The organism is Breoghania sp. (assembly GCF_030066895.1).
In the GTDB taxonomy this organism is placed as follows: Bacteria; Pseudomonadota; Alphaproteobacteria; order Rhizobiales; family Stappiaceae; genus Breoghania.
Map to the genome: position 1 here is coordinate 84,781 of NZ_JASJAV010000020.1, position 16,988 is coordinate 101,768.

The window sequence follows — 16,988 nt, forward strand, 5'->3', positions numbered from 1 at the left end:
ACACGCTCATGTATCGGGTCTTCTCGTTGATGGTTGGGAAATCGATGCCGGGCACGAGAGATCGCGCCCGGCGGCATGAACCGGTCGGCTCAGGCCACGGAGGCTTTGGCGCGGATGGCTTCGAAAACCTTGTCGGGCGTGGCTGGCAGATTGCAAACCCGCGCCCCCCAGGCATCCGTTATGACATTGAGGATCGAGAACACAGTCGGGATCAGGCAATGTTCGCCGAGCCCCTTTTGCCCCGTAAGGCCCGTGCTCGTCGCCCGTCTCCAGAATGAGCACGTCGATGGGCGGCACGTCGCCGATTGTCGGGATCAGATAGTCGTGCAGGTTCTCCGTTCGCCCGGGGAGGAACTCTTCCATCAGGGCCAGCCCAATCGCTTGCGCGACCCCGCCATGCACGACCTTCAACCAGCAGCGGATTGATCGCCTGGCCAACATCGTGCGCAGCGGTGATCTTCAGAAGCTTCACGGTGCCAAGCTCCATGTCGACCTCAAGCTCGGTGACATGCACCGTGGTGCCGAAGACCGCGTAAGGATCGCCCTGCCCGTTTTCATCGAGCGGAGAGGTCGGCGGATCGTAGCTCTCCACCGCTTCCAGCACATAAGTCGCATTATCCGGGTGACGCGAGGTGAGATCGATGATCCGCTCGCCCGCCGCATCACGTGCAACAATGGTCGCGCCTGCAATCGCCAGCTCCGCATCGTCGGAGACATTGCCGAACCGAAGGATCCGGGCCCGCAACGCCTCGCCGCACAGCCGGGCTGCATTGCCGGAAATGAAGATCTGACGGCTGCGGACTTCTTGCCCGCATCCGGCGTCACGTCCGTATCAGGCCCGACAATCGAAATCGCCTCGATCGGCAGCCCGAGAGCGGTCGCGCCCTGATTGCAATATGATCTTGCCCGCCCGCGTGACGCCTGCGCCGATCGTCGACGGATTGGATATGGAGGTATTGCCGCAACCGTACCAACCGCCCGCAATGCCGACGCCGCGCCGGATCGGCCCGTCCGTTTCCTTGTTGAAGACTTCGGCGTCCGCTAGAGCCCGCTTCCAGTGCGGCTCCAGCGCATCGAAACAATCGATGATACCCATGCCCTCGTTGAAGACCTGACCGGTCACGGTCGGATCGCGCCGTTACGAAACGCGTTCTTGCGGCAGAATTCCAGCCGGTCCATGCCGAATGCGCGGGCGAGATCGTCGTAAAGCGGCTCCTGCGCAAGGGTCGATTGCGGCACGCCGAAGCGGCGGAAGGCTCCCGCGGGAGGAGTATTGGTATGCATGCCCACGCTGCGAGCCACGTAATTGGGCGTGCAATAAGGACCAAAGGCATGGATCGGCACGCAGTTGGCAACCGTCGCCCCCCAGCTCGCATAGGCCGCCCCGGTGTTGAACGTTCCGTCGAAATCGACGGCGACGATGGAGCCGTCGGCCGCCGCCCCGATCTTCATGGTGATGTCGGAGGGACGGCGCTTGGTGGACGAGGATATGGATTCGGTGCGCGAATAGGTGATGCGTACCGGCCGGTTCATCAGCCAGGCGGCGAGCGCCGCATAGGACTGTGCGGTGAGATCGAGCTTGGAGCCGAACCCGCCGCCGACCGCCGTCGGCACCACCCGGATCGCGTCGGGCGACAGCCCCAGAAATTCGGAAAGCCCGACTCGGTTCATGAAGGGGGTTTGAGTGCAGCAATGAAATTCCAACCGATCCCCACGCCGCACGGCATAGCCAGCCTCCGGCTCAATATAGCCGTGCTCGACAAAGCCGGTCGAGAAATGCCCTTCGACGATGACGGCAGCCCCCGGCATGGCCGCATCCGGATCGCCGTGCTTGACGAAGCCGCGACACATCACGTTGTCAGCGCGGCTCTCATGCAGATCCTCGATTTCCGTTGCCTCATCCGGCACAAGCGCCGCCTTGAGTGGGGTGAAGGTCACCGGGAATGCGGAAAGATCGAGCGCCTTGACGATATCGACCGGGCCGACAATCGCAGCAACCGCCTCGCCCTTGAAGCGGGCCTCGCCGTCCGCGAACATCGGCTGATCCTCGAAGCCGGGGATGACGCCGAAACAATTCTCACCGGGCACATCGGCCGCGCTCAGCACCAGATCGAGGCCGTTCGCGCACTTATAGCTCTCAAGATCGCCGAATTCGAAGGCCGCGCGATGATGCGGGCTGCGAATGACCTTCACCGCCAACGCATCGGCCGGTGCGGCGTCGTCGCCAAACACTTCCGAGCCGGAAACCTTCGGTCATCCATCGATGCGCGCCTTGGCCGTACCGACGCCGCCGGGTGCCACATCGGGCCTCATGTCGGCACCGGTGTGGCCCGCATCCATCACCGCATCGATGATCTTGCGATAGCCCGTGCACCGGCACAGCACACCGCCGAGCGCATCGCGGACCTCGACTTCCTCGGGTGCCGGATTTTCGCGCAGCAAGGCCACGGCGGAAACCATCATGCCCGGCGTACAGATCCCGCATTGCGCCGCCTGATGACGCTGGAAGGCATAGGCAAGCTGGCGGGCCTGAGGGTCGTTCGCCACAAAATCGGCCTGCGTCTCGACTGTTGCGTCCTCGACCTGACCGAGCGCGGTCGTGCACGAACACACTGCAACCCCGTCAATCAGTACCGTGCAGGCATCGCAATCGCCCGCATCGCAGCCGACCTTGACGTCCTTCGTCCCGCCGTGTTCGCACAGCGCATGGGACAGCCGTTCCGCAGGCGAGGTGTCCAGATGAACAGGCCTTCCGTTCAGGAGAAATGAAACGCCGACAGGCGCCTCCACATCCACAAGAGCCATGTCATGCCCCTCCCTTAGCCGCGGCGACGATCGTTCGGCAGATCAGTTCGCGCGCCGCATGCCGCCTGTAGGCCGCCCGCGCACGCACATCATCGATAGGTGTCAGCGGAGCGAGAGCCCCTTCACTCAGCGTTGTTTTCAGCGCGGCCGTGTCCGGCCGCAGCCCGACGAACTCCGGCAACCGGGTCGCAACCGCCGAGCAGGCTCCGACCGCAATCGCCGGATCCGCGATCAGGCCGTCCGCATCGAGATCCAGCGACACGGCGACCATCGCAATCGAGATCACCAGATAGCGCCGCGCCCCGAGCTTCAGGAATGCCGAGCACCGTCCCTCCCGCTCCCGCACGAAGATCGCGGTGACGATTTCGCCCGGCTCCAGAGCCGTGGCGCGCACGCCCGTGATGTAAGGAGGAGAGAGGAATGACGCGAACATCCGAGTGTCCGGAGACCTCGACTTGCGCATCGAGGGAGAGCAGAGGCGGCACACCGTCAGCGGCCGGCGAGGCGTTGCACAGATTGCCCGCGATCGTGCCCGCATTCTGGATCTGGATGGAGCCGACCTCACGTGCCGCCTGACGCAGAGCGTCGAATTGCGACGGCAGTTCGGCCCGCGCAATCGTCGACCAGGTCGTCATCGCGCCGAAGCGCCATGTTTCGTCGTGAACGGAAATGCCTGAGAGTTCTCCGATCCGGCTAAGATACACGATCGTATCGCGGGAGGTCATGCCGCCCAGTGCCGGAAAGAAATCGGTTCCGCCAGCCAGAATTCGGGCAGGCTCAACCGCGATCAGGTTCAAGGCATTCTCTAGCGTCTCTGGCCAGTGGAACTGCATTGTCTCCCTCAACACAATCATTTGTATACTAACAAAGTAGATTCGCAAGGATCGGCGACTGTCAAGCTTAGCCCGGAGGCACCGCTGCGCAAATTTTCAGCATGCTTTTTTGTTTGCAAGGCTTGCTTTTTAATTTGTATACTAACGATAATCGACCCTAACGGAAAATTCCCGATCCGCCAATCCCGACCTCGAGGCCCGGAGCGACAGATGTCCGATACTCTTGCAAGCGACGCCCCCCCATTCTTGAAGGCAAGCCCTCCCCCTTCGCCGTTCTGGCGGGCTGCTACGCACTGACCGTGCGCGAGGTGCAGCACTATACCGACCGGCTGTTCCGCTTCCGGGTGGCCCGGCCGCAGGCGCTGCGCTTTCGCTTCGGCGAGTTCGTGATGAACGGCCTCCCCAACGCCGAACGCTCCGTCTTCCGTGCCTATTCCGTCGCAAGTCCGACCTGGGACGAGGAGCTTGAATTCTTCTCCATCAAGGTGCCCGACGGTCCCCTGACCGAGCATCTGCAGAAAATCCGCGTCGGTAACACGCTCCGAATGCGCAAGAAACCCACGGGAACGCTGGTGAACGACGCCCTGACACCGGGCAAACGTCTTTGGATGTTCTCCACCGGCATCGCGCCCTTTGCCAGCCTCATCCGCAATCCCGAGACCTACGAAAAGTTCGACACCGTTATCCTCACCCACGGCTGCCGTTTTGTCGACGAACTGAAATACGGGCAGGACCTGGTCGCGGCACTTCGGGAAGATCCTCTGATCGGCGAGCTCGTCGAAGGCCGCCGCCTCCACTATCCCACCGTGACCCGCGAACCGTTCAAGCGCCAGGGCTGCATCACCGACCTGATCACCTCCGGCAAACGGTTTGAGGATCTCGGCTTTCCGCGCATGGGACCGGAGGAGGATCGCGCCATGATCTGCGGCTCCATGGCCATGCTGAAAGACACCAAAGACCTGTGCCTAAGCCACGGTCTGGAGGAAGGGGCCAACAACAAGCCCGCACAGTTCGTGGTCGAACGCGCATTCGTCGACTGAAGAAGCGGCTATATCGTCTCGAATACCGTCAAGTGACGCGATTTTTGGCATCTCTGCTCAGCAAATCAGCGATTCCGCTACGCAAATCCCGTTGACGAATTTTTCCAAAACATGTTTGCATACTAACGAATGAAGGGGCGACTAGTGACTGTAGCCAACGCCAAGCCGGAAAAGATCCGCTGCGACGCCTGCCCGGCCATGTGCTACATCGCCGCCGGTCGCTCCGGCGCCTGCGACCGCTATACCAACGAGGACGGCAAGCTCGTCCGCCTCAACCCGCTGAAGATCCTGGAAAACGCGGCCGAGAACGGCGGAGAAATTGTCCCCTTCCTGGAACGCGAGTGGGAGGGCGAGATCCTGCCCGGACCGGAGACCTTCGTCAACGCCATCGGCGCGGGCACCACCTATCCTGACTACAAGCCCGCCCCCTTCATCGTCGCCTCCGAGACCGACGGCGTCGACATGGTCACCGTCGTGACCGAGGGCATTTTCAGCTATTGCGGCGTGAAGCTGAAGATCGACACCGACCGGCATCTGGACAACGAATGCGCGCCCGTGCGCGCCGACGGTGAAGTGATCGGCCATGTCACCACCTCCGAATACGGCAGCCAGATACTGGCGCTCGGCGGCGTTCACCACCTGACCGGCGGCACCAAGAAGGAAGGCCGCGTCACCCGCGCCACCATGCTCAGCTTGTGCAACGGCGAGGCGGCCAATCTCACCATCGACGGCGGCGCGGAACTCACCGTGCAGGCAGGAAAGCCGCTCGTCATCAACGGCGCGCTCGAGGAGCGCATGCGGGTCGGCTGCAGCTCAGCCACCGTCGGCATGTTCGCGGCCCAATGGAAAGGTCTGGTGGACGATGTCATCGTGGTCGACGATCACATCACCGGCGTCATGTCGGAACATTAGGTGGGCAAGGTGATCGGTTGGCAGCCGACCGGCATCAAGATCAACGGTCGCCGCTCCACGCCGGGCCGCTATTTCCAGGTCACAGAACCCGGCACGGGCTGAGGCGAAACGGACCTGACCGACCCGCTCAAAATCATCGGCGCCTTCGATCCCAAGACCGCGAAGCCCGGCCTGTCCCTGCTGATGGTCTCCACCAACGGCGAGCACGCGGCCTATTTCGAGCTCGATGAAAATCTCGTGCCCGTGGAACACGACATGCCGGAGCGGCTCCTGCCCTCCGTGCAACGCATCGAGGAGAACTGCGAGCCGGCCCTCACCTCCGTCCTCTTCATGGCGGGTGCGGGCGGATCGCTGCGCTCCGGCGTCACAGAACACTCGGTCGACCTCACCCGCTCGGTGCAAAACGCACTGACCTATGTCTCGTCGGGCGGAGCCCCCGTCTTCATCTGGCCGGGCGGCGGCATCACCTTCATGGTGGACGTCACCCGCCTGCCGAAAAACGCCTTCGGCTACGTGCCCACCCCGGCGCTCGGCGGACACATGGATTACGTTATGCCCATATCGGAGGCCCTGGAAGGCAAGACCAGACGCCAGGGCGACCATGTCCTGAAAGGACGGAGCGGGGGTGACGCGCTCCGGCGACAATCCCTCGCCGACGGACCCCGACAACTACACCTGCAACATGGCCCCATAGACCTTGTCCTGGAGGCCAAAGGCCCGCGCGAGGAGGTCACCCACGCCTATATCCAGGCGCGCGATGCGTTCGAAACGGTTCTCGATGATCTCGTCGATGAACTGCCCCGGCTAAGGAAACCCCCGGGCGCACGCTCCGACGGTGCAGTGGCGCGGCAGATGCACGATGCCGTCGCCCCCCTATCGCCCCGAATACATCACCCCCATGGCAGCCGTTGCCGGAAGCGTTGGGGATCACGTTCTGGCCTGCATGATACGCGGGCGGTACCTCGCCCGCACCTACGTGAACAATGGCGGCTATATCGCCCTTCACCTGCGCGAAGGCGTATTCCGGGTCGGGATCTGCGACAATCCCGTGACCGGCGAGGCAGGCGGGGTCGTTCTGGTGCGCCCGAAAGACGAGATCGGTGGCATCGCGACAAGCGGCTGGCGCGATCGCTCCCATTCTCTCGGCATCGCCGATGCCGTGACCATTCTGGCGCAAAGCGCGGCAGAGGCCGATGCGGCGGCGACCATGATCGCCAATGCGGTCGATCTGCCCAGCTCCCCGCTCGTTTCCCGCGAACCCGCCAATATGCTCAGCCCGGACAGCGATTTGGGTGAACGGCTCGTGACAATGGGCGTCGGAGATCTGACACGATCCGATATCGAGCAGGCTCTCGCCAACGGCAAACGGATGGCCCGCGCCTATCGGGAACGCGGTCTCTTCCGCGCGGCCTATCTTGACCTTGGCGGAGAGCGCCGCATCGTCACTCATGAAACCAGACGACTGCACACAAGAACCCACTTCCGGGAGGAACCCATCTGTCCCTGAACCCATTTTGCGCAAGCGCGTCACCATCGTTGAAGAAATTTTCCATGAAGGCGGCCCCATCGCCGACAAACCCGCGCGCCGCGATCCTTGCCATCATCAAGAACCCCTTTGCCGGCAAATATGTCGAAGACATCACCGGTTTCATGGATGGTCTGAAGCCGCTCGCACTTTCCATGACCAAGGATCTGGTCGATGCGCTCGGCGGTGATCCGTCCGTGGTCGAAGGCTATGGCAAGGGCGCCATCGTGGGCGCTACCGGAGAACTGGAACACGGCGCGCTGTGGCATGTGCCGGGCGGCTATTCCATGCGCGAGATCCTGCCCGCTTCCAACGCCATCGTGCCGTCCGCCAAGAAGGTCGGCGGCTTCGGTGCACGACTTGACGTCCATCACCCACACCAACGCCTCCTTCGTGTGCTCGCATTTCGACGCCATGGAGGTGGGCATTCCCGACAGCCCCCACGCCGACGAGATCATGCTGGCGCTGGTCATGACCACCGGCTCGCGCATCCACGCCCGCGTCGGCGGGCTCAAGGCGTCCGAGATCAAGGGGGAGGACGGCCTGAGATAGAGCGACCCCATCAGCGAAACACATCGGGGCAGCCCGTAACGCTGCGACAAAGACAGCTGCGGACATGTCCATCGCGAACAAAACACGGCAGAAATCGGTATAGCCCGACCACCTTCCTTACCAACAGAACGGTCACAAAGATCGCGCACGCGACAACCAGAAAGAGGGATCAATGAAGAAGCTCATCACCACGGTGACAATCGCCGCTACCGCCCTTGTTGCGACCAGCGCGGCCATGGCCGCCGACAGCATCAAGATCGGCGACATCAACCACTTCAAGCAGCTCGCTGCTTTTGCAGAGCCCTATCGTCTGGGCATGGAACTGGCCGCGTCCCAGATCAACAAGGCGGGCGGCGTGCTCGGCAAGCCGATCGAGTTCATTCACCGCGACGACGACGGCAAGCCGGGCGATGCCGTCAAGATCGCCGAGGAACTGATGACCCGCGACGGCGCCGTCATACTGACCGGCTCCATCCTGTTGAATGTCGGACTGGCGATTTCCTCCTATGCCGGTCAGAAGGGCTACATCTATCTGGCCGCCGAACCGCTGGCCGACGACATCGTCTGGGAAGCGGGGAACAAGTACACGTTCCGTCTGCGCACCTCCACCTACGTGCAGGCCGCCATGCTTGCGAAAGAGGCGGCCAGACCGACGCCGTCAATTACGCGACGATCGCCCCCAACTACGCCTACGGCAAGGCTGCCGTCGAGACCTTCAAGAAGAACCTGAAGGCTTTGAATCCCGACGTGGAATTCGTCACCGAACAGTGGCCCCCGCTCTTCAAGATCGACGCAAGCGCCGAGGTCCAGGCGCTGGAACGCACCAAGCCGGACACCATCTACAACGTCACCTTCGGCACCGACCTGCAGAAGTTCGTGCGTGAAAGCGCGACGCGCGGCCTCTTCGAGGGACGCAAGGTCTACGGCCTTCTGACCGGCGAACCGGAATATCTTGACCCGCTCGGCGCCGAATCCCCCGAAGGCTGGTTTGTCACCGGTTACCCCTGGTACGCGATCACCGACGGCCCGGCGAAGGAATTCGTCGACGCCTACATGGAAGCCTACCCGGACGAGACGCCGAAGGTCGACAGCCTGGTCGGCTACATGGCGGCCAAGTCCATCGCCGCGGTGATCACCAAGGCCGGCTCCACCGATACCGACGCTCTGCTGGAAGCCTTCAAGGACCTGAAGGTCGAGACGCCGATGGGCGAGATCACCTATCGCTCGCTCGACCATCAGTCGACCATAGGCGCCTATGTCGGCACCACGGCCCTGAAGGCCGGCAAGGGCGTGATGGTCGACCGGTCCTACAAGGACCCCGACCCCCTACATGCCGAGCGACTAAGAAATCAAGAAGATGCGCCCGGCGGACTAATCTCCGACCGCCTTGTCCGCCGTCTTTCCAGACGGCGGACCGTTCCCCTTCCAGCAAGAACAGAACGAACGCTATGGGTCTTTTTGTTGCGCAGCTCCTAACCGGGCTTGCAAACGCGGCGGCGCTATTCCTGGTGGCCTCCGGTCTCTCCCTGATATTCGGCGTCACACGCATCGTGAACTTCGCCCATGGCTCCCTAAGGCCAGCGCGCGGCATATCGCGATTTAGGCGGGCGTGCCAGTGATCCCGGCTTCCGAGGTGCTCGACGACGACATGGACGCGGCGCGCAAGGTTGCTGCGGAAATCGGTTATCCGTTGATACTCAAGTCGTCGTGGGGTGGCGACGGGCGCGGCATGCGGCCGATTGCGGGGCCGGCTACATGCTGGGCGCCTATATCGGCATTACGCTGATGAGCGTGCTGCCCGGCCATTTCGACTTCTGGGGCTCCATCGTCCTGGCGGGCCTCGCCGTCGGCCTGATCGGCGTGATCATCGAGATCTGCGCGCTCCGGCCGGTCTATCGCGCGCCCGAACTCTTCCAGCTCGTCGCGACCTTCGGCGTCATCCTCGTCATTCAGGATCTCACCTTGATGATCTGGGGCAGCGAGGATCGTCTCGGACCGCGCGCACCGGATCTGAAATCGATCGTGCACATCCTCGGCGAGCCGGTGCCGCAATATGATCTGGCACTGATCGCCATCACCCCCTTCCTGCTGGTCGGCCTGTGGTGTCTGATCACCAAGACGCGCGTCGGCATTCTGGTGCGCACCGCAACACAGGACCGCGAAATGGTTGGCCCGCTCGGCGTCAACCAGTTCTGGCTTTTCACCGGCGTCTTCTTCCTCGGCCCCGCGCTCGCCGGTCTCGGCGGCGCGATCCAGTTGCCCAAGGGCAGCGCGGATCTCTTGATGAACTTCAACATCATCGCCGAGGTCTTCGTCGTGGTCGTCATCGGCGGCATGGGCTCGATCCCCGGCGCCTTCATCGCCGCAGTGCTGATTTCCGTCCTCAACATCTTCGGCGTCGCCTACGTGCCGCAAAGCACGCTGGTGCTGATGTGGTCATGGCGATCGTGCTGATGGTGCGGCCCTGGGGATTGCTGGGACGTGAGGAAAAGTTCGGCGAACACGGACAGGTCGGCGACCCGCAACGCCCCATCCGACCGGCGGGCCCGCGCGGACGCATCCTCGCGCTGGCGCTGATCGCGGTTCTCGCCCTGGTGCCCGCCTTCACCTCAAGCTTCGCTCAGGTGCTGCTGACCGACATCCTGATCTTCTGTCTCTTCGCAAGCTCGCTGCAGTTCATCCTGTCGACAGGCGGGTTGATCAGCTTCGGCCATGCGGTCTTCTTCGGCGGCGGCGCCTACGCCTCGGCCCTGCTCGTCACCTATTTCGATACCCCGATGGAACTCGCCTTCATGCTCGCACCGCTGGGCGCAGGGATTCTGGCGATCGGCATCGGCTAGTTCTGCATCCTCCTCTCCGGCATCTATTTCGCCATGCTGACGCTGGTCTTCAGCCAGCTCGTCTCGTCGCTCGTCTTCCAATGGGGCGAGGTCACCGGCGACGACGACGGACTGGTCAGCATCTGGCCCGCCAAATGGCTGCCGGATACCACCGCCTACTACTATTGCACCCTGGCCGTCGGCGGGATCCTGATCCTGCGCCACACCACCCATTCCCCCTTCGGCTATGCGCTGAGGGCGACGCGCGATAGCGCACGCCAGGCGGAGGCCACCGGCATCAACATCAAGAACGTGCAATGGATGGCCTTCGTCATCGCAGGCGCCCTCGCCGAACTGGCGGGCGAGCTATTCGTCTTCTCCAAGGGCTCGATCTTTCACGACGAACTCAGCATCTCCAAGAGTTTCGATGCGCTGATCGTCGTGTTCCTGGGCGGCGTGAAGACCCTGTCCGGCGCGGTTGTCGGTGCAGCCTTCATGAAAAGCGTCAAGGACTGGCTCACCCGGATGGAATACTGGCGCCTGATCCTGAGCCTCCTGATCATCGCCGTGGTGATCATCGCCCTGGACGGCACCGTCGGCTCGCTGCGCAAGCTCGGTGAGAGGATCGGCCTCATTCGTGAAGAGGAGAGCATGCGATGACGACGCCCGTTCTCAAGATCTCGCACCTGCCCCGCTTTTTCGGCAGCATTCGCGCTGTCCACGATGTCAGCTTCGATGTTACGCCCGGCGAGTTGAAGGCACTGATCGGCCCCAACGGGGCGGGGAAATCCACCTGCTTCAATATGCTGATGGGTCAGATCTCGCCGTCCTCCGGCACGGTGGAGCTGAACGGCAAGCCGATTACTGGCCTGCCGCCGCGCGACATCTGGCGGCGCGGCGTCGGCCGAACCTTCCAGATCACCGGCACCTACCAGTCCATGACGGTGGCCGAAAACGTGCAGATGGCGCTGATCTCCCATCACCGCCGGCTGTTTTCCATGTTGCCCGACACCCATCGCCTTTATCGCGAGGAGGCGGTCGCACTGCTCGACGTGGTCGGCATGGCCGATCAGGCCGATCGGGCCTGCGCCATTCTCGCCTACGGAGATCTGAAGCGGCTGGAACTGGCCATCGCGCTCGCCCATGCGCCGACGCTCCTGCTGATGGATTAACCGACGGCGGGCATGGCGCCGCGCGAGCGCATCGAGCTCATGCAACTGACCGCCGACATCGTCAAGGAACGGGACATCTCCGTTCTCTTCACCGAACACGACATGGGCGTGGTCTTCGCCCGTGCCCATCACATCATGGTGCTGAACCGGGGCGAGCTGATCGCCGACGGCACGGCGACGGAGGTTCGTTCCAATCCGCACGTGCAGAAAGTCTATCTCGGCGGCGACACCCTCTGTGCGGCGGAGGAAGCTCATGTCTGAACCGATTTCTGAGCCCATGCTCCGGATCGAGGGGCTGAACAGCTTCTACGGCAAGGCGCACATTCTCAACGACCTTGGCTTCTCGGTGACGCGCGGCGAAGTCGTGGCCCTTCTCGGACGCAACGGCGCGGGCAAGACGACGACCATGAAGTCGATCATGCAGCTCGTGCGTTCGCGCAAAGGTCACATCCATTTCCACGGCACCGAAATCACCGGCATGGCGCCGCACAAGGTGGCGCGCATGGGCCTCGGCTACGTGCCGGAGGAGCGGCGGATCTTCACCGATCTGACGATCCTGGAAAATCTGGAAGTGGGCCGTCAGGGGCACCGCGTCGATACGCCCTTCTGGACGGAAGCGGACATGTTCGAACTGTTCCCGAACCTGTGGGAACAGCGCAATGCGCAAGGCAAGGCCATGTCCGGCGGCGAACAGCAGATGCTCACCATCGCCCGCACGTTGATGGGTAACCCGAGCCTTCTGCTTCTCGATGAACCGTCGGAAGGTATCGCGCCGATCATCGTGGAGCAGATGGCCCAGACGATCCTGAAGTTCAAGGAACAGGGACTGACGGTGATCATCTCCGAACAGAACCTGCACTTCGCCAAGATCGTCGCAGACCGCACGGTCATCATCGAGGGCGGCGAGAAGAAGTTCGACGGCTCTTTTGACGAGCTTGAGAATCATACCGAGATCCGCGATGCATACCTGTCGGTCCAAGCCGATGAAATCGAAACCAACGACGAGCTGAGATTTCGCGAAACGGCCTTCTGCCGCAAGCGCAATCCAGCCCGTGGAGAGCCCGTGTCCGATCCCGCAGAAAAAGCCCCCAAAACGCCGGATCCACGCACCCACGGCTATGTGCTCGACGAGCAGATCGGATACCTGTTGCGCAAGGCCTACCAGCGCAACGCAGTGCTCTTCGGCGAAAAGGTACAAAGCGGCCTGACGCCGACGCAATTCGCCGTAATGGCGCGGTTGACGGAACTAGGCTCGGTCTCGCAGAACCACCTCGGCCGGACCGTCGGTCTCGACGTGGCGACCACCAAGGGCGTCGTCGACCGGCTGCATGCGCGCGGCCTGATCGAAACCGGCCGCGATCCCAATGACCGCCGCCGCCAGATGATCTCGCTGAGCGATGCCGGCTGGCAGCTTTTCGAGGAATGCGCGCTGCTGGGTCTGGACGTCTCGCAGGAAACGTTGAGCCCCCTCACACAGGCCGAGCGCTGGTCCCTGTTGAAGATCCTAAAGAAGCTTCAGTAGGTAGCCCGATTGCGTGCGTGGCCCATCCTTCGAGACGGCGCTTCGCGCCTCCTCAGGATGACGTTATCGGGTGGTTGGCTTTGAAGGCGCGAGCTACACGCACAACGTCATCCTGAGGAGCGCTCGCAAGAGCGCGTCTCGAATGATGGGCCACGCGATGGACAAGGAACATCCACCCCACTTCCGCGTGGAGTACCCCCGCCCAGTCTTCCTCAGCCTCGTATTCCATCAACAGGTCCTTGGCGTCGATCTGATCGCCCGGAGCGACGTGAACGGCGTAGATGACGGCATTGCGCTGGGCGTGGATGCCGGTCTCCATCTTCATCTCCTCGATGGTCATCATCAGATCGCCGACGCTCACCTTGGTGCCAGCCTTCACGGCAAGCGAGGCGATGACACCGGGCCGGCGCACCGACATGGTTCGCGTTGCCTTCCTCCGCCTTCGGCTGGGCCTTCACGGCACCGCCGCCATGCAGCCGGTCGACCATGCGGATGAGCCACGGCTGACCGTTCAGCTTGAAGAACACCTTGACACTGCCGTTATCGTCCGTCTCGCCGATCGCCTGACACCGGATTTCCAGCGTCTTGCCGGGATCGATCTCGACGCTGATCTTCTCACCCGGCTCCATGACATAGAAGAAGGTCGAGGTCGGCAGGGCGCGGACGGGGCCGTATTCCTCGAAGCGCTTGCGATATTCGGCAAACACCTTCGGGTACACCAGGTAGGAGTTCAGGTCCTCGTCGTCGATTTCCACGCCTCCGGCAGTCTCCGAGGCTTCTTTGCGCTTTTCCTCGAAATCGACCGGCGGCAGATACTTGCCGGGGCGTCCCTCAAGTGGCTCCTCGCCCTTCAGGATCTTTTTCTGCAGGGCTTCCGGGAAACCGCCCGCCGGACGACCGAGATTGCCGCGCATCATGTCGACCACGCTATCGGGGAAGGAGATGTCCCGTGCCGGGTCCTCCAACGCTTCGCGCGTCAGCCCCTGCGAAACCATTATCAGCGCCATGTCGCCCACCACCTTGGAGGATGGCGTTACCTTGACGATATCGCCGAACATCTTGTTGACCTCGGCATAGGTCTTGGCGACTTCGTGCCAGCGCTCTTCCAGCCCCAGCGAGCGCGCCTGCGCCTTGAGGTTGGTGAACTGGTCGCCCGGCATCTCGTGCAGATAAACCTCGGAGGCCGGAGCCTGCATACCGCTCTCGAAGGCGACATAATGGCCGCGCACCGCTTCCCAGTAATTCGAGATCTCACGGATCGCATCGATGTCGAGCCCGGTGTCGCGCTCGCTGCGCGCCAGCACCTCGACGATCGTGCCCAGCGTTGCCTGCGAGGTGTTGCCCGAGACAGGGAGTCGATGGCGCAATCGACCGCATCGACGCCCGCCTCCGAAGCCGCCAGAACCGTGGCGCTGGCGATACCCGCGGTATCGTGCGTATGCAGATGGATCGGAAGATCGATCTACTCCTTCAGGACGGAGATCAGCTTGCGCGCGGCAGCCGGCTTCAAGAGCCCGGCCATGTCCTTCAGACCTAGCACATGAACCCCGGCATCGCGCAGCTCGCGCGCCATGGAGACATAGTAGTTCAGGTCGTACTTGGCCCGGTCCGGATTGCCGATATCGTCCGTGTAGCAGATCGTGCCTTCGCAGATCCGGCCCGTTTCCAGAACCGCATCGATAGCGATGCGCATGTTCTCAACCCAGTTCAGACTGTCGAAGATGCGGAAGAGATCGACGCCCGACGTTGCCGCCTGATGGACGAAGCTCTGCACCACGTTGTCGGGATAGTTGGTGTAGCCGACCCCGTTGGAGCCCCGCAGCAGCATCTGGGTGAGTAGGTTCGGCATGGCGGTGCGCAGGGCCCGCAGGCGCTGCCACGGGCATTCCTGCAGGAAGCGGTAGGCAACGTCGAAAGTCGCCCCGCCCCAGCATTCCACCGAGAACAGTTCCGGCAGGTTCGCGACATAGGCGGGCACCACGTTGACCATGTCGATGGAGCGCATGCGGGTGGCCAGTAACGACTGCGGGCCGTCGGTGATCAGCAGGCGCTTCTGCTCCAGCATCCAGTCGGCGACGCCCTTCGGGCCCCTCGCTTCAAGAATCTGACGGGTGCCCACAGGCGGCACGTCGCGGCGTCATTCCGGCGCCACTGGCACGCGCGCATCGACGGCAGGCTTGGGACGCCCTGCCGTTTCCGGATGCCCGTTCACCGTGACATCGGCGGTGTAGGTCATGATCTTCGTCGCCCGGTCGCGCCGGACCTAGAACTCGAACAGCTCCGGCGTCTCGTCGATGAACTTGGTGTGATATTCGCTGTTCAGGAAGGTCGGATGGCGCAGCAGATTTATGGCGAAGTCGATATTCGTCGAGACCCCGCGAATGCGGAATTCGCGCAAGGCCCGGTCCATGCGTGCGATCGCCCCTTCCGGGGTCGGCGCCCAGGCGGTGATCTTTTCCAGCAGGGAATCGTAATAGCGGGTGATCACTGCGCCCGAATAGGCCGTGCCGCCATCAAGCCGGATGCCCATGCCCGTCGCCCCGCGATAGGCGGAGATCCGGCGATAGTCGGGAATGAAATTGTTGGTCGGGTCTTCCGTCGTAATCCGGCACTGGATGGCGTTGCCGGAAAGCTCCACGCGCGACTGATCGGCGATGCCCGCCACCTCGACCAGCGTCTTGCCTTCCGCGATCAGGATCTGGGCGCGCACGATATCGATGCCGGTGACCTCTTCCGTCACCGTGTGCTCGACCTGAATGCGCGGGTTCACCTCGATGAAGTAGAACTTGTCGATCTCCATATCCATCAGGAATTCGACCATACCGGCGCACTCGTAACCCACGAATTCGGCGATCTTCTTGCCGAGCGCGCAGACCTCGGCGCGCTGCGCCTTGCTCAGGTAGGGCGCGGGCGCGCGCTCCACGACCTTCTGGTTGCGCCGCTGCACTGAACAGTCGCGCTCCCACAAATGATAGATATGGCCGTGGGTATCCCCGAGGATCTGCACCTCCACGTGGCGCGCCCGGGTGATCATCTTTTCCAGATAACCCTCGCCGTTGCCGAAGGCGGCTTCCGCCTCGCGGCGGCCCTCGAGGATCTTCTCCTCAAGCTCGTCCGGCCCCGCAATCGGCCGCATGCCGCGCCCGTCGCCGCCCCACGACGCCTTGAGTATCAACGGATAACCGATTTCCGCAGCAACCTTGCGCGCCGCGTCCATGTCGTCGTCGAGCACCTCGGAAGCCGGGATTACTGGCACGCCCGCCTGAATCGCGATATGCTGCGCGCTGGCCTTGTCGCCGAGCTTGCGCATCGTCTCTGCCGACGGGCCGATAAAGGCGATCCCCGCCTCGCGGCACGCCTCGACCAGATCGGGATTTTCCGACAGGAGGCCATATCCGGGGGGGATGGCATCCGCCCCCGAATGACGCGCGACGCGGATGATTTCCTTAATCGACAGATAGGCCGCGACCGGCCCCATCCCTTCACCGATGCGATAGGCTTCGTCGGCCTTGAAGCGATACAGTGAAAGTTTGTCCTCCTCCGCATAGACCGCAACCGTGCGTTTGCCCAATTCGTTGACCGCACGCATTACACGGATTGCGATCTCGCCACGGTTGGCGATCAGGATCTTGCTGAATTCGGACATCATGCCTTCACTATCGATTAAATCGGACCGAAACGGACCAGACGAAAATGTGAGGTCCGGACTTCAAAAAGCCCGAGCCATGAAATGCCATCTTCTGTGTCAGTCGGGCAGCATGGTCACTTATTGCTCATATAGAAAAGCGGTCATTTAGACTAGTCGGCC

General features: G+C 62.6%; 10 protein-coding genes and 9 pseudogenes. 12 read left to right on the forward strand and 7 right to left on the reverse strand.

Features of this window, described 5'->3' with window-relative positions:
* Positions 1-6 precede the first annotated feature (6 nt).
* From QNJ43_RS27445 to QNJ43_RS27470, 6 genes and pseudogenes are all read right to left on the reverse strand, one after another.
* Positions 7-745: pseudogene (locus QNJ43_RS27445) on the reverse strand (molybdopterin cofactor-binding domain-containing protein).
* Positions 746-832: 87 nt separating this feature from the next.
* Positions 833-1,123, reverse strand: a complete 291-nt coding sequence (locus QNJ43_RS27450) for a hypothetical protein (RefSeq protein ID WP_346433052.1) — start codon at positions 1,121-1,123, stop codon at positions 833-835.
* A complete protein-coding gene (locus QNJ43_RS27455; RefSeq protein WP_346433053.1) occupies positions 1,120-2,232 on the reverse strand; it encodes a xanthine dehydrogenase family protein in 1,113 nt (370 codons plus the stop codon). Before QNJ43_RS27455 ends, QNJ43_RS27450 begins: the two co-directional genes overlap by 4 nt.
* A gap of 21 nt (positions 2,233-2,253) precedes the next feature.
* Positions 2,254-2,805, reverse strand: coding sequence for a 2Fe-2S iron-sulfur cluster-binding protein (locus QNJ43_RS27460; RefSeq protein ID WP_346433054.1), 552 nt, complete (start codon positions 2,803-2,805; stop codon positions 2,254-2,256).
* A gap of 1 nt (position 2,806) precedes the next feature.
* On the reverse strand, positions 2,807-3,238 hold the full coding sequence (locus tag QNJ43_RS27465) for a hypothetical protein (RefSeq protein ID WP_346433055.1): 432 nt from the start codon (positions 3,236-3,238) through the stop codon (positions 2,807-2,809).
* Positions 3,239-3,251: 13 nt separating this feature from the next.
* Positions 3,252-3,659: pseudogene (locus QNJ43_RS27470) on the reverse strand (FAD binding domain-containing protein); the annotation flags it as partial.
* A gap of 221 nt (positions 3,660-3,880) precedes the next feature.
* On the opposite strand from QNJ43_RS27470, the gene QNJ43_RS19730 reads away from it, so the two are divergent.
* The 12 genes and pseudogenes from QNJ43_RS19730 to QNJ43_RS19785 all read left to right on the forward strand — a co-directional run bounded on the left by QNJ43_RS19730 (position 3,881) and on the right by QNJ43_RS19785 (position 13,180).
* Positions 3,881-4,678 (forward strand): ferredoxin--NADP reductase, encoded by a 798-nt coding sequence (locus tag QNJ43_RS19730; RefSeq protein WP_300472375.1) that lies wholly within the window; start codon positions 3,881-3,883, stop codon positions 4,676-4,678.
* A gap of 129 nt (positions 4,679-4,807) precedes the next feature.
* Positions 4,808-6,145: pseudogene (locus tag QNJ43_RS19735) on the forward strand (6-hydroxynicotinate reductase); the annotation flags it as partial.
* 304 nt (positions 6,146-6,449) lie between these two features.
* Entirely contained in the window at positions 6,450-7,097 is a 648-nt protein-coding gene (locus tag QNJ43_RS19740; RefSeq protein ID WP_300472396.1) for a hypothetical protein, read from the forward strand.
* Positions 7,039-7,667 (forward strand): annotated as a pseudogene (locus tag QNJ43_RS19745) (amino acid synthesis family protein). The gene QNJ43_RS19740 and the pseudogene QNJ43_RS19745 overlap by 59 nt, the downstream one beginning before the upstream one ends.
* Before the next feature lie 316 nt (positions 7,668-7,983).
* A pseudogene (locus QNJ43_RS19750) lies at positions 7,984-9,143 on the forward strand (ABC transporter substrate-binding protein).
* Between the two features lie 97 nt (positions 9,144-9,240).
* Positions 9,241-9,408: pseudogene (locus QNJ43_RS19755) on the forward strand (hypothetical protein); the annotation flags it as partial.
* Between the two features lie 14 nt (positions 9,409-9,422).
* Positions 9,423-10,121, forward strand: coding sequence for a branched-chain amino acid ABC transporter permease (locus QNJ43_RS19760; protein WP_300472292.1), 699 nt, complete (start codon positions 9,423-9,425; stop codon positions 10,119-10,121).
* Positions 10,106-10,507, forward strand: a complete 402-nt coding sequence (locus QNJ43_RS19765) for a hypothetical protein (RefSeq protein WP_300472294.1) — start codon at positions 10,106-10,108, stop codon at positions 10,505-10,507. The genes QNJ43_RS19760 and QNJ43_RS19765 overlap by 16 nt, the downstream gene beginning before the upstream one ends.
* 33 nt (positions 10,508-10,540) lie before the next feature.
* Positions 10,541-11,146, forward strand: coding sequence for a branched-chain amino acid ABC transporter permease (locus QNJ43_RS19770; RefSeq protein WP_300472296.1), 606 nt, complete (start codon positions 10,541-10,543; stop codon positions 11,144-11,146).
* A pseudogene (locus QNJ43_RS19775) lies at positions 11,143-11,919 on the forward strand (ABC transporter ATP-binding protein). Before QNJ43_RS19770 ends, QNJ43_RS19775 begins: the two are co-directional and overlap by 4 nt.
* A gap of 16 nt (positions 11,920-11,935) precedes the next feature.
* Positions 11,936-12,634 (forward strand): annotated as a pseudogene (locus QNJ43_RS19780) (ABC transporter ATP-binding protein); the annotation flags it as partial.
* A 252-nt stretch (positions 12,635-12,886) separates the two neighbouring features.
* Positions 12,887-13,180 carry a MarR family winged helix-turn-helix transcriptional regulator gene (locus QNJ43_RS19785; RefSeq protein ID WP_300472378.1) on the forward strand — a complete coding sequence of 98 codons (294 nt, stop codon included), beginning with the start codon at positions 12,887-12,889 and terminating at the stop codon, positions 13,178-13,180.
* 211 nt (positions 13,181-13,391) lie between these two features.
* Here the strand turns inward: QNJ43_RS19785 and QNJ43_RS19790 are convergent.
* Positions 13,392-16,829: pseudogene (locus QNJ43_RS19790) on the reverse strand (pyruvate carboxylase); the annotation flags it as partial.
* Positions 16,830-16,988: the final 159 nt, after the last annotated feature.